This window comes from Faecalibacterium sp. 7 (assembly GCF_049562865.1).
Lineage (GTDB): Bacteria > Bacillota > Clostridia > Oscillospirales > Ruminococcaceae > Faecalibacterium > Faecalibacterium wellingii.
Genome location: NZ_CP186911.1, coordinates 2,201,930 through 2,216,116, shown reverse-complemented (window position 1 = coordinate 2,216,116; position 14,187 = coordinate 2,201,930). Strand labels below are relative to the sequence as shown.

Annotated in this window: 5 protein-coding genes and 1 pseudogene; 5 read left to right on the top strand and 1 reads right to left on the bottom strand. The window is 59.4% G+C overall.

The genetic code is table 11. From position 1 onward, the window contains the following. Nucleotides 1–114 precede the first annotated feature (114 nt). The 3 genes from ACKXF7_RS11060 to hcp all read left to right on the top strand — a co-directional run bounded on the left by ACKXF7_RS11060 (nucleotide 115) and on the right by hcp (nucleotide 4,371). Nucleotides 115–945 carry a P-loop NTPase gene (locus tag ACKXF7_RS11060; protein ID WP_423741294.1) on the top strand — a complete coding sequence of 277 codons (831 nt, stop codon included), beginning with the start codon at nucleotides 115–117 and terminating at the stop codon, nucleotides 943–945. 379 nt (nucleotides 946–1,324) lie between these two features. After that, the gene (gdhA, locus tag ACKXF7_RS11055; RefSeq protein ID WP_418265985.1) at nucleotides 1,325–2,677 is read left to right on the top strand and encodes an NADP-specific glutamate dehydrogenase; all 1,353 of its coding nucleotides are present in this window, start codon (nucleotides 1,325–1,327) and stop codon (nucleotides 2,675–2,677) included. Between the two features lie 113 nt (nucleotides 2,678–2,790). Further along, nucleotides 2,791–4,371 (top strand): hydroxylamine reductase, encoded by a 1,581-nt coding sequence (hcp, locus tag ACKXF7_RS11050; protein WP_423741293.1) that lies wholly within the window; start codon nucleotides 2,791–2,793, stop codon nucleotides 4,369–4,371. Between the two features lie 363 nt (nucleotides 4,372–4,734). Here the strand turns inward: hcp and ACKXF7_RS11045 are convergent, their stop codons facing one another. Further along, on the bottom strand, nucleotides 4,735–7,509 hold the full coding sequence (locus ACKXF7_RS11045; RefSeq protein WP_423741292.1) for a hypothetical protein: 2,775 nt from the start codon (nucleotides 7,507–7,509) through the stop codon (nucleotides 4,735–4,737). A 556-nt stretch (nucleotides 7,510–8,065) separates the two neighbouring features. Here ACKXF7_RS11045 and gltB point away from each other — a divergent pair. Together gltB and ACKXF7_RS11035 are read left to right on the top strand one after the other, a co-directional pair. Continuing rightward, nucleotides 8,066–12,601, top strand: a complete 4,536-nt coding sequence (gene gltB, locus ACKXF7_RS11040) for a glutamate synthase large subunit (protein ID WP_423741291.1) — start codon at nucleotides 8,066–8,068, stop codon at nucleotides 12,599–12,601. 13 nt (nucleotides 12,602–12,614) lie between these two features. Continuing rightward, nucleotides 12,615–14,092 (top strand): annotated as a pseudogene (locus tag ACKXF7_RS11035) (glutamate synthase subunit beta). Nucleotides 14,093–14,187 lie beyond the last annotated feature (95 nt).

Sequence of the window (14,187 nt, the reverse complement as noted above, 5' to 3'; positions counted from 1 at the left end):
GGTTGTTTCCCGCGCACTTTTATGGTATAGTAAAGGGGCGGCCATTGCAGCCGTATTCTGATCAAGGAGGAAGCACACGGCAAACGCCCCGCGCCCGCCGTGCGCAAAAAGAGAATGAGCGAAGAATGCACCCATGACTGCTCCAGCTGCGGAGCAGCATGTTCTTCCCGCGATGCAACGCCCAAGCATGACGCACCCAACCCCAACAGCAGCGTCAAAAAGGTCATCGGCGTTGTGTCCGGCAAAGGCGGCGTTGGCAAGAGCATGACCAGCGCCCTGCTGGCCTGTGCCATGGCACGCCGCGGCTACCACTGCGGCATTCTGGATGCCGACATCACCGGCCCTTCCATCCCCAAGCTGTTCGGCATCCATGGCCGCGCCATGGCCGACGACAAGGGCTGCTGGCCCATCCAGAGCCGCATGGGCATCGATGTCATGAGCATCAACCTGCTGGTGGAAAATGAGGAAGACCCCGTTGTGTGGCGCGGCCCGGTCATTGCCGGTGCCGTCAAGCAGTTCTGGACCGATGTGGTCTGGAAGGACGTGGACTTCCTGTTCGTGGACATGCCCCCGGGAACCGGTGATGTGCCCCTGACCGTGTTCCAGAGCCTGCCGGTGGACGGCATCGTGGTGGTGGCAAGCCCGCAGGAGCTGGTAAGCATGATCGTGGCCAAGGCCGTGAACATGGCTGAAATGATGAAGGTGCCCATGCTGGGCATCGTGGAGAACATGAGCTATATCGTCTGCCCCGACTGCGGCAAGCACATCAATGTGTTCGGCAACAGCCATGTGGACGAGGTGGCCGCAAAGCATCACCTGCCCGTGCTGGCAAAGTGCCCCATCGATCCCCAGCTGGCTCAGCTGTCCGATGCCGGCATGATCGAGACCTACGGCGGCGAGTATCTGGAAGGTGCCGCCGACGCCTGCGAAAAGCTGCTGAAATGATCTGACCCTCTGGCTGCTGCACAAACTGCTGTGCGGCAGCCTTTTTGCTGCCGGAAGCGGCATCTGTGCAAAAGGCATTCTTTTTCCGCTTTAAAAAACAAGGCATCGTGCGGTTTTTTTCTTTTATTTTTCGTTTTGTGAAGCGGTTTCAACTTTTCATCTGTTTTTTTGAAACATTTTCTGCTTTTTCGCTATTGTCAAACCCACAGGAAAGCTTTATAATAATAAAGCGGTCTGCAGCCATAAGCAGGCCGGTGTGTAAGAACGGAAATCCGGGATCGACCCAAAGCGTTTTAGCAGCGCGTCCGCTGTGCGGCGGGCCGGGCGGTCTCGTCTTTTTCAAATTTTATAGAGTAATTGGGAAAAGGAGTATTCTACTATGCTGACAAATGAATACCTGAAGCGCGTTTACGAAGGTCTGGAAAAGCGCAATGCCAACGAGCCTGAGTTCCTGCAGGCTGTGCGTGAGGTTCTGGAGAGCATCCAGCCCGTTGTGGAGAAGCACCCCGAGTACGAGAAGGCCGCTCTGATCGAGCGTCTGGTCGAGCCGGAGCGCATCATCACCTTCCGTGTGCCCTGGGTGGACGATCAGGGCAAGGTTCAGGTGAACCGCGGCTACCGTGTGCAGTTCAACAGCGCCATCGGCCCCTACAAGGGCGGCCTGCGCTTCCATCCCTCTGTCAATCAGGGCATCCTGAAGTTCCTCGGCTTTGAGCAGACCTTCAAGAACAGCCTGACCACCCTGCCCATGGGCGGCGGCAAGGGCGGCTCTGACTTCGACCCCCATGGCAAGAGCGACATGGAAGTGATGCGCTTCTGCCAGAGCTTCATGACCGAGCTGTACCGCCACATCGGCCAGTTCGTGGACTGCCCCGCCGGTGATATCGGTGTCGGCGGCCGTGAGGTCGGCTATATGTTCGGCCAGTACAAGCGCCTGACCAACAGCTTCCAGGGCGGCATGCTCACCGGCAAGGGCCTGACCTTCGGCGGCTCTCTGGCCCGCACCGAGGCTACCGGCTACGGCCTGTGCTACTTCACCGCTGAGGCTCTGAAGTGCATGCGCAACGACAGCTTCCAGGGCAAGACCGTGGTCATCTCCGGTTCCGGCAACGTGGCGATCTACGCCTGCGAGAAGGCTACCCAGCTGGGTGCCAAGGTCGTGACCATGTCCGACTCCAACGGCTATGTCTACGATCCCAACGGCATTGATCTGGCCTACGTCAAGGATCTGAAGGAAGTCCGCCGCGGCCGTATCAAGGAGTACGCCGAGACCCACGAGGGTGCAACTTATGTTGCAGATTGCACCAAGGTCTGGACTGTCCCCTGCGACATCGCCCTGCCCTGCGCAACCCAGAACGAGATCAACAAGGAGTCCGCTGAGGCTCTGGTGAAGGGCGGCTGCACCGTGGTCTGCGAGGGTGCCAACATGCCCAGCACCCCGGAGGCCATCGAGGTCTACCTGTCCAACGGCATCCTGTACGGACCTGCAAAGGCTTCCAACGCAGGCGGCGTGGCTACCTCCGGTCTGGAGATGAGCCAGAACTCCGAGCGTCTGAGCTGGACCTTTGAAGAGGTCGATGCCAAGCTGAAGGGCATCATGGAGGGCATCTTCCATGCTTCCTACGATGCATCTGTGGCTGCCGGTTCCGAGGGCAACCTGATGGTCGGTGCAAACTGCGCCGGCTTCCTGAAGGTTGCAACCGCCATGATGGCACAGGGCATCACCTACTAAGTCATACCGCGTCGTCTAAGAGCCGCGCCCGCAGGGGTGCGGCTCTTTTTTGGTATAACCCCGCCCCGCTCTGCCCACACTGGCAGTATCTTATGGCAGAAAGGGAGTTTTGTATGGACGAGCAGATGTTTTGTTTTCAGTGTGAGCAGGCGGCGGGCTGCACCGCCTGCACCGGCGCAGCGGGGGTGTGCGGCAAGTCGGCCGAGACAGCCGCCGCACAGGACCGGCTCACCGGGGCGCTCATCGCGTTTGCCGGGCAGCTCATCGCGGCGGGGCGCGGCCCGGCCCCGGAACAGGCCCGGCTGCTGATGCAGGGGCTGTTCACCACCATTACCAACGTGAACTTTGACCCCGCCGCCGTGGACGCGCTGACCCGCCGGGTGCACGACGCCAGCCCCGGCACCGGCCCGGACTACGACATGCAGGCCCTCTGGCGGGAACCGGACGCCGACCGGCGCAGCCTGAAATGCTTTGTGCTGTTCAGCCTGCGGGGCATGGCCGCCTACAACTACCACGCCCGGGTGCTGGGCCGCATCGACCCGGAGCTGGACCGGTTCTTCTGTACCGCCCTGCAGGCCGTGGGCGACCCCGGCCAGACCACCGACGCCCTGTGGCAGCTGGTGCAGGCCACAGGAGAAGCCAGCTACCGCTGCATGGAGCTGCTGGACGCGGCCAACACCGGCGCGTTTGGCGATCCGGAACCGGTGCAGGTGCCCCTGACCATTGAAAAGGGGCCGTTCATCGTGATTTCCGGCCACGACCTCTACGACGCACAGCAGCTGCTGGAACAGACCGCAGGCCGGGGCGTCAACGTCTACACCCACTCGGAGATGCTGCCCGCCCACGGCTACCCGGAGCTGAAGCGCCGCTACCCCCACCTCAAGGGCAACTTTGGCACCGCATGGCAGAACCAGCAGCGGGAGTTCGAGGACATCCCCGCGCCCATCCTGTTCACCACCAACTGCATCATGCCCCTGCGCGCCAGCTACGCCGACCGGGTGTTCACCACCTCGGTGGTGGCTTACCCCGGCGTGCCCCACATCGACGAAGGGCGCGACTTTTCCCCGGTGATCGAAAAGGCGCTGGAGCTGGGCGGCTACGCGCAGGACACCCTGCTGCCCGGCCTGAACGGCGGCTCCACGGTGACCACCGGTTTTGCCCGCACCGCCGTGCTGCAGCACGCGGACGAGATCGTGCAGGCGGTGCGGGACGGTAAGCTGCGGCACTTCTTTCTGGTGGGCGGCTGCGACGGCACCCGGCCCAGCCGCCGCTACTACACCGAGTTTGCCCGCCTTACCCCGCCCGACACCATCCTGCTGACCCTGGCCTGCGGCAAGTTCCGCCTGAACGACCTGCCCCTTGGCACCGTGCCGGGCACGGAGCTGCCCCGCATCCTGGACGTGGGCCAGTGCAACGACGCCTACAGCGCCATCCGCATCGCATTGGCGCTGGCCGACGCCTTTGGCTGCGGCGTCAACGACCTGCCCCTCTCGCTGGTACTGTGCTGGTTTGAGCAGAAGGCCGTGTGCATCCTCATCGCGCTGCTGGCGCTGGGCATCCGGAACATCCGGCTGGGGCCTACCCTGCCCCCGTTCCTCTCGCCGGGGGTGGTGCGCACCCTGCAGGAACGGTACGGCCTCAAGCCCATTGCCACCCCGGAAGCCGACCTGCAGGCCATTCTGGGCAGACATTGAGCCTGCACTGTTCTCACTATAGCTACAACTGACCGCCGTACGCGGCGTTTCGCACAAGAAGCAGTGGAAAGCTGTTGTTATATTTGGTGCAGCTGTCACTTGAAGATTCTTCACGAGCCGCTATAATAATAAGTACCGGAACAAAGGCGTTCCGCAAGGGTGGAGTCTACCCTTGCGGGGCGCTTTTCTTTTTTGTCAGAATGCGGAGGGTGCCGCATCCGGTGAGGATTTTATTTGGTTTGCCCCGCCGCCCCAAACAAAGACAAAGCAGGCCCCCCGGCACCATGCGGAAGTGCCGGGGGGCCTGCTTTTGCAATATGGAGGAAAGCGGAGCCTTGCGGTAAACTCCGCCTCCGGGGTTGGTTAGTCTTTCACCAGTTCGCTGTGGTCTGCCTCCACCAGCAGCAGGGTGGGCTCTTCGGTCCCACGGTGGGTGAGGTAGAACACCTCGCTGCCGCTGCCCTGTGCCAGCAGGTCGTTGATGTCAAAGCTGCTGGTCTGGCCATTGGTGACGAACTGGATGGTCTGCGCGCCGTGGTCCTGCAGGTAGCGCAGGGTGTTCAGGTCGCCGGTAAGAGTGGCCGTGTCGTAGGCACCGGTATAGGTGCGCAGGGTGCCGTTCTGGCTCACGGTAAAGGACTTATTCATGCCCTCGGCATCCACCACCCGCAGCTCAAGGGCGCCGAAGGCTTCGGTGGCACCGCAGTTGGTGCAGGTGTGGGTGCCGTTGCCGTTGTCCACCCAGTTGTGGCCGGTGGCGGGGATGGTTCTGGTCTCCACATGGCTGGGGTCACGGTTGCAGATACGGGTCTCCACGCCCTCATTGGTGCAGGTAGCGGGGGTGGTCACTGTCCAGGCGCCCCAAGCATGGCCCAGGGCGGGGATCTTTTCCGTTTCCTTCATGCCACAGCGGCTGCACACCTTGCCCTTTTCTCCATCTTCCGTACAGGTAGGCAGCGTTTCCGTGTCGTGCCAAATGTGATTAAACTCCTGTTTCATCTTGTCTCCGTCGGGAACCCAGGAGTTATCAATAATTACGTCGTTTTTGCCATCCAGAATTTCAGACATTTCTCCGAGTTCATTTGCGCCTCTTCCGATGCCCTCTGATCCGTGGGTGCCTAAAGCCCCTGTCCCACTATCCAGAAGATAGTTTCCGTTCGCATCTTTTTCGCGGTTGCCGTTCTGATCCAGTTTGATCCGACCAATGACCGAGTTGATGATCGTTATCACGTTCTCGCCAAACCAGTAGTGACCTCTGGTTCCGCCGCCGCCAATACCAGCACCGTAGGTATTACTCTTCGAAGGAGAATCTGATTTGGCAACCTCGACCGTAGCATTTTTGATCGTCACATGCGCATTCGTTTTGTATACATAGAGGTGGTCGAAACCGTCACCAGCACCAGAACCAATGCCGGCTCCGCCGGTGCCGCCAACAGCCTCTTTCACCGTGGCTCCGTCGGTAATTTCTATCTCTGCGGAGCCGCCGTTATGGAGGCCAGAGATTGAAGGATTGTAAACGCTTCCACCACCAATGCCTGCACCAAGGTGGCCCTCGGCCTTGATGATGGTGTTTTTGCCGCGGATCTTGACCTTAGCATCTCCACCTAAACTGCCCCTGTTAGGGTCGTTATTACGGTCATAGTCACTGCCACCGCCGCCAATACCGGCACCACGAAGGCCCTCCGCCTCGATCACGCCTCCGGTGATCAGCACATCTCCATCGCCGCCTATATAGCCGCCCCAGCCGCCGCCTATACCAGCGCCATACTTACCCTCCGACTTGATATGACCGCCGGTGATGGTCACTGAACCGTTGCCGCCATTGTTATACATGGAGGCGCCGCCAATGCCGGCAGCCTCAATATTGCCGCCGTTGATGGTGATCGTTTGGCTGCGGTCATCCGGGTCTTTCCTATTGACCCTGCCGCCGTAGCCGCCAGCGCTTCCGCCGATGCCGGCAGCCTTCTCGCCGCCCGTTGCCGTGATCTTTCCGCCATTGATCACGATACTGCTGGTACTTGTACTACCACCCGAGTAACAGTCTTCACATCCTCCTCCTATACCAGCGCCGCCATAGCCTGAGACACTATAACCGCCCGTAGCAGTCAGGCTGCCAACGTCCTTGACAGCATCGCCGGTTTCTCCGGCAGCAACTGCATCTTCCTCGGCCTTTTTCTCCTCACCCGTCTTCGCTGTGCCATCGTTCTTGAGGTCATCCCGGATGGTCAGTCTGCCTTTAGAGTCCTTGTCATTCTTTTCCAAGCCGGCATGAGCCTCGCCGCTGGTCAGGACATTGCTGTGGTTCAGCTCAATGTTGACATCGCCTTCACCCGAAATTTTCATGGCGGCTTTGCTGTCGGATTTGATCGTTGCATTGTCCAGCGTGATATTGAGGGCATTTTCCGCTCCGGCGACATTATTGATGATCTTGATGACATTGCGGAAGGCAGCTGCCACCGCACTGGTAAGGGTCGTTGGGGCCGGGGCCTCATAGGTCATGATGCCCGCATCTGCATCCTCAGAGTCCTTGTTCTGGTTCTTCTGGCCGCTCTGGTCGGCTTCCGGGTCGCTCTGGTTCTTCTGGTCGTTCTGGTCGGCTTCCGGGTCGCCCTGGTCGCCCTGGTCGCCCTGGTTCTTCTGGTCGGCTTCCGGGTCGTTCTGGTCGGCCTGGTCGCCCTGATTCTTCTGGTCGGCTTCCGGGTCGTTCTGGTCATTCTGGCTGTCCGGGCGGGAGACCTCCTGATCCGGCTGAGCGTCCAGCTCCCCGGTATAGCTGATCACGGTGCCGTCCTTGTTCTCCGTTACCGTGGTCTCCGGGGCCTTGGTATCGTCCTTCGCAGCATCTGCAGCGGCCGTTGTGGTGGCGGCAGACTTTGTGTTGTCGCCGGTAATGGTGATCTTGTCGTCCTCTTTACCGTCTGAGAAATCGGTTGTTTTATCTTTACCGTCCACGCTGATGGTGATCTTTGTGCCGCTGCCGTCCGCCTCCTGCTTGATCTCCACATCGCCGGTGATCTTTGTTGCATCGGACATATCAATGTTATAGCCAGCCGATGCAGGTACCGCTGCTGTAGAGACTGCCATACTCAGGGCCAGGGCGGCCGCCGCCGTCCGCTTCATGTTTTTTCGTAACCGCATAAATTTTTTCCCCCAATCGTTTTGCGGGTTGCCCGCTTTTTCTCATTCTACCCCCCCCCCACTCCATGTGCGCAAGAGCATTTTTTACCAAATTTTCTGCAGTTTTATGTGCATCTTGTGCGATAATTCGCCAAGATTTATGGACATCACGCCGAAAAGCATCAAAAATCATCCTCTTTTTCGGGAGTCCCGGGAAAACCGGTATCGTTTCCACAGGCCGCCAATTTTGCGGGAACCATAGACTGCCGATTTTGCGGGAACCATCAAAGACCCCCTGCCGGGGCCGTCCGGCGTTTTGGCCCGGCAGCAGCCTGCAAAAAGCCATACTTTTGCCCACCGGGTGTGTCTGTTTTGAACAAGAAAAAAGAGGGCCGGTGTACCCACATTTGGTGCAGCTGTCACTTGAATCTTTTTCAGCGTTCTGTATAATAATAGTTACCGGAACAAAGGCGTTCTGCAAGGGGCTATTTTGCCCTTTGCGGGGCGCTTTTCTTTTTTGTCAGAATGCGGAGGGTGCCGCATCCGGTGAGGATTTTAGATAAGGATGGGAAAGTCTATGGAAAACTTTACAGAGCAGAAAAACACCCTTGGTCTGTATGACCCACAGTTTGAGCACGATGCCTGCGGCATTGGCGCTGTGGTGGATATCAAGGGCCGCAAGAGCCATCAGACGGTGGACGATGCGCTGTCCATTGTGGAGCGGCTGGAGCATCGTGCCGGCAAGGATGCGGAAGGCAAGACCGGTGACGGCGTGGGCATCATGCTGCAGATCAGCCACAAGTTCTTCTCCAAAGTGGCCGAAGAGCTGAACATCAGCCTTGGCAACGAGCGTGAATATGGCGTGGGCATGTTCTTCTTCCCGCAGAGCGAGCATCTGCGTGCGCAGGCCATGAAGCTGTTCGAGGTGGTTACCCGCAAAGAGGGCCTCGAGTTTCTGGCATGGCGCAAGGTGCCCGTGAACCCGGACGCCGTTGGCCAGAAGGCCCGCGACTGCATGCCCGCCATCTGGCAGTGCTTCATCAAAAAGCCCGCCAAGGTGAGCAAGGGCATTGATTTTGACCGCAAGCTGTATATCGTGCGCCGCGTGTTCGAGCAGGCCAGCAACGGCACCTATGTGCCCAGCCTGTCCAGCCGCACCATCGTTTACAAGGGCATGTTCCTCGTGCATGATCTGCGCCTGTTCTATGCCGACCTGCAGGACCCCGATTACGAGTCTGCCATTGGCATGGTGCACAGCCGCTTCTCCACCAACACCAACCCCAGCTGGATGCGCGCCCACCCCAACCGCTTTATCCTGCACAACGGTGAGATCAACACCATCAAGGGCAACACGGATGCCATGCTGGCCCGTGAAGAGAGCATTTCCAGCTCAATCATGCAGGACGACATGAACAAGATCCTGCCCATCATCAACACTTCCGGTTCCGACTCCGCCATGCTGGACAACGCGCTGGAATTCATGGTGATGAACGGCATGGATCTGCCGCTGGCCGTGATGATCACCATTCCCGAGCCGTGGGAGAACAACAAGAACATCAGCCAGAAAAAGCGCGATTTCTACCAGTATTATGCCACCATGCTGGAGCCTTGGGATGGCCCCGCTGCCATCCTCTTCTCGGACGGCGACGTGATGGGCGCTGTGCTGGACCGCAACGGCCTGCGTCCCAGCCGCTATTACATCACCAAGGACGGCCGCATGATCCTGTCCTCCGAGGTGGGTGTGCTGGAATGCGAGCCGGATAACATTCTGGTCAAGGATCGTCTGCGCCCCGGCAAAATGCTGCTGGTGGATACCGTCAAGGGTGAAGTGGTGGATGACGAAAAGCTCAAGGAGTTCTACGCCAGCCGTGAGCCCTACGGTGAGTGGATCGATCGCAATCTGGTGCAGCTCAGCAAGCTGAAGATCCCCAATGTGAAGGTGGAAAGCTACACCGGCAGCCAGCTCACCCGCCTGCAAAAGGTGTTTGGCTACAAGTATGAGGATGTGAACACCATGATCCTCTCCATGGCACGGGCAGGCGCAGAGCCTTCCGGCGCTATGGGCACCGACACCCCGCTGGCCGTGCTGAGCAACCAGCATCCGCCGCTGTTCAACTATTTCAAGCAGCGCTTTGCGCAGGTGACGAACCCGCCCATCGATGCCATCCGTGAAAAGGTGGTCACTTCCACCAGTGTATACATCGGTGCCCACGGCAACCTGCTGGAGGACAAGCCCGAGAACTGCAAGGTCCTCAAGGTGCACAACCCCATTCTGACCAACACCGACCTGCTGAAGATCAAGTACATGAATGTGCCCGGCTTCAAGGTCGCCACGGTCTCCATCAATTACTACAAGAACACCAGTCTGGAAAAGGCCATCGACCGCGTTTTCCTTGAGGTGGATCGTGCTTACAAGGAGGGTGCCAACATCATCATCCTGTCCGACCGCGATGTGGATGAATACCATGTGACCATTCCCAGTCTGCTGGCAGTGTCGGCAGTTTCGCAGTACCTGATCCGTACCAAGAAGAGCACCGCGCTGGCCCTCATTCTGGAAAGCGCAGAACCCCGCGAGGTGCACCACTTTGCTACCCTGCTGGGCTATGGTGCCTGCGCCATCAACCCCTATCTGGCACATGAGACCATTGGTCAGCTCATCGACGAGGGCCTGCTGGACAAGGATTACTACGCAGCCGTGGAGGACTATGACAACGCCATCCTGAACGGCATCGTAAAGATCGCCTCCAAGATGGGCATTTCCACCATCCAGAGCTACCAGAGCAGCCAGATCTTTGAGGCAGTGGGCATCTCCAAGGATGTCATTGATAAGTACTTCACCGGTACCGTGAGCCGTGTGGGCGGCATTACCGTTGAGGACATTCAGGCCGATGTGGAGGCCCTGCACAATGCAGCCTTTGACCCGCTGGGTCTGGACATCAACATGGAGCTGGCCGACAGCGGTGCCCACAAGTTCCGCAGCGGCAAGGAAGAACATCTGTTCAACCCCCAGACCATCCATCTGTTCCAGAAAGCCTGCTGGACCAACGATTACTCTGCTTTCAAGCAGTTCACCAGCACGGTGGACAGCATGGGCACTGACGGCGTGCATCTGCGCAGCCTGCTGGACTTCAACTATGCTCCTGACGGCGGCATTCCGCTGGAAGAGGTGGAGCCGGTGTCCAGCATCGTCAAGCGGTTCAAGGGCGCAGCCATGAGCTACGGTGCACTGAGCAGCGAAGCCCATGAGACCATTGCCATTGCCCTGAACCGTCTGGGCGGCCGCAGCAATACCGGTGAGGGCGGCGAGCCCGAGGAGCGCTACCACAGCGAGAGCAATTCCAAGATCAAGCAGGTGGCTTCTGCCCGTTTTGGTGTCACCAGCAAATATCTGGTGAGCGCCGAAGAGATTCAGATCAAGCTGGCACAGGGCGCAAAGCCCGGTGAGGGCGGCAATCTGCCCGGTGCCAAGGTGTATCCGTGGATCGCAAAGACCCGCCACAGCACCACCGGTGTAGGCCTCATCTCTCCCCCGCCGCACCACGATATCTACTCCATTGAGGATCTGGCTGAGCTGATCTACGACCTGAAGAACGCTAACCGCAGCGCCAACATCAACGTCAAGCTGGTGAGCGAGGCAGGCGTCGGCACCATTGCGGCCGGTGTTGCCAAGGGCGGCGCACAGGTCATTCTGGTGTCCGGCTACGACGGCGGCACCGGTGCAGCACCCCGCACCTCCATCAAGCACGCAGGCCTGCCGTGGGAGCTGGGCATTGCGGAGACTCACCAGACCCTGATCCTGAACGGTCTGCGCACCCGCGTGCGCATTGAGAGCGACTCCAAGCTGCTCTCCGGCCGTGATGTTGCTATCAGCTGCATGCTGGGTGCTGAAGAGTTCGGCTTTGGTACTACCCTGCTGATGGCCGAAGGCTGCGTGATGATGCGTGTGTGCAATCTGGACACCTGCCCCATGGGCATCTGCACCCAGAACCCGGAGCTGCGCAAAAACTTCCACGGCAAGCCGGAGTACATCATCAATTATCTGACCTTTGTGGCCGAAGAGCTGCGCGAGTACATGGCAAAGCTGGGCGTGCGCACCATCGATGAGCTGGTGGGCCGCACCGACCTGCTGCGCGTGAAGGAGACTGCATCCGGCAGCCGTGCTTCCAAGATGAACCTCGACTGCATCCTGCACAACCCCGCTATTGAGAACAGCAACGTCCACTTTGTCAAGGAGGACACCTACGACTTCCATCTGGAAAACACCCTCGACATGAAGGTGCTGATGAAGAAGTTCAAGCTGAACAGCAAGGCTGCACAGAGCGTGGAGCTGAATGTCTCCAACACCGACCGTGCTTTTGGTGCCATCTTTGGCAGCGAGATCACCCGCAAATACGGCAACACTCTGCCGGATGACGTATACACCGCCCACTGCGTGGGTGCAGGCGGCCAGAGCTTTGGTGCCTTCATCCCCAACGGCCTGACGCTGGATCTTGTGGGCGACTGCAACGACTACATGGGCAAGGGCCTGTCTGGCGGCAAGATCGTCGTGCGCCCGCCCAAGGGCATCACCTTCAAGCCCGAGGAGAACATTATCACCGGCAACGTGGCCCTGTACGGTGCTACCAGCGGCAAGGCCTATATCTCCGGCGTGGCCGGTGAGCGCTTTGCCGTGCGCAACAGCGGTGCTACCGCCGTTGTGGAGGGCGTGGGTGACCATGGTTGCGAATACATGACCGGCGGCACCGTGGTGGTGCTGGGTCAGACTGGCAAAAACTTTGCAGCCGGTATGACCGGCGGCATTGCCTATGTGCTGGACGAGAACTGGGATTTCTACCAGCGCGTCAACAAGGAGACGGTAAGCCTGGAGCCCGTCGAGCACAAGTACGATGTTGCTACCCTGAAAGAGCTCATCCGCGAACATGTGGAAGCCACCGGCTCCCCCCGCGGCAAGGAGATCCTGGACAATTTCAGCGAATTTTTGCCCAAGTTCAAGAAAGTTCTGCCTTACGATTACGACCGCATGCTGCGCGTGATCGCATCCGTTGAGGAGCGCGGTCTGGACGGTGAGCAGGCGCAGATCGAAGCATTCTATACGGTGCAGAAGAAGAAGTAAGGAGGGCAGCGTCATGGGTAAGACAACAGGATTTATGGATTATACGCGCAAAACCAGCACGGATGTACCGCCGCTGGAGCGCATTGAAAACTTCAACGAATTTCACGTCTGGCTCTCCCGCGAGGAGCAGCAGACGCAGGCGGCACGCTGCATGGACTGCGGTGTTCCCTTCTGTCAGGCCGGCATGATGATCGGCGGCATGGCCTCTGGCTGTCCGCTGAACAATCTCATCCCGGAGTGGAACGACCTTGTTTACCATGGCAAGTGGGAGCTGGCCATGCATCGGCTGATGGCTACCAACCGTTTTCCGGAGTTCACCAGCCGGGTGTGCCCTGCCCTGTGTGAAGCGGCCTGCACCTGCGGCGATGTGACCGGCAGCAGCGTGACCGTGCGCGAGAACGAACACGCCATTATTGAGACAGCTTACGCCAAGGGCTGGCTGCACGCCGCACCGCCGCCCTCCCGCACCGGCAAGAGCGTAGCCGTGGTGGGCAGCGGCCCCTCCGGCCTTTCGGTAGCCGAATACCTGAACAAGCGCGGCCACGCGGTGACTGTGTTCGAGCGTGCCGACCGCGTGGGCGGCCTGCTGATGTACGGCATTCCCAACATGAAGCTGGACAAATCCGTCATCGAGCGCCGGGTCAAGATCATGCAGGCCGAGGGCGTGGAATTCCGCACCAATATGGACGTGGGCGGTGCGGTCGCCGCCGAAGAACTGCTGAACAGTTTTGACGCCGTGGTTCTGTGCTGCGGTGCCAAGAAGGCCCGCGACCTGAACGTACCGGGCCGCGACGCCAACGGCGTGCACTTTGCGGTGGACTACCTGACCAGTGTGACCAAAAGCCTGCTGGACAGCCAGTTTGCAGATGGCAAAGCCATCGATGCCAAGGGCAGGAATGTTCTGGTCATCGGCGGCGGCGACACCGGCAACGACTGTCAGGGTACGGCCCTGCGTCAGGGCTGCACCGATCTGGTGGCTCTGGAAATGATGCCTCAGCCGCCCAAGGAGCGTGCAGCTTCCAACCCGTGGCCGGAATGGCCTCGTGTGCTGAAGGTGGACTACGGCCAGACCGAGTGCCTTGCCAAGCTCGGCAAGGATCCCCGCGTGTACCAGACCACCGTGAAGGAATTCCTGAAGGACGATGCCGGCAATCTGACCGGTGCCGTGATCAGTTACCTGAAGCCGGAGCGGATCCCGAGACCGGCCGCACCAACATGGTGCCCACCGGCGAAGAATTTACCTACAACTGCCAGCTGGCGTTCATCGCCGCAGGCTTTACCGGCTGCGAAAACTACGTGGCCGATGCATTCGGCGTTGAGCTGACCGCACGCGGCAACGTGGCAGACCACACCTTCAAGACCAATGTAGAAAAGGTGTTCGTCTGCGGCGATATGCGCCGCGGCCAGAGCCTTGTGGTCTGGGGCCTGCGCGAAGGCCGCGACTGCGCCGCCGAGGTTGACCGCTATTTGATGGGCTACACCAACCTGTAAGCTCCGTAAGGCGGCAGCTGCATTTTTAACCAAGCCATTCTCTTTCCTATCCTAAACAAGCAGAAGCGGGAGCCTGAAAAGGCTCCCGCTTCTGC

Bases quoted from the DNA above. Each gene is read 5' to 3' on its own strand.
- ACKXF7_RS11060 (WP_423741294.1), top strand. From the start codon at position 115: ATGAGCGAAGAATGCACCCATGACTGCTCCAGCTGCGGAGCAGCATGT.
- gdhA (WP_418265985.1), top strand. From the start codon at position 1,325: ATGCTGACAAATGAATACCTGAAGCGCGTTTACGAAGGTCTGGAAAAG.
- hcp (WP_423741293.1), top strand. From the start codon at position 2,791: ATGGACGAGCAGATGTTTTGTTTTCAGTGTGAGCAGGCGGCGGGCTGC.
- ACKXF7_RS11045 (WP_423741292.1), bottom strand. From the start codon at position 7,509: ATGCGGTTACGAAAAAACATGAAGCGGACGGCGGCGGCCGCCCTGGCC.
- gltB (WP_423741291.1), top strand. From the start codon at position 8,066: ATGGAAAACTTTACAGAGCAGAAAAACACCCTTGGTCTGTATGACCCA.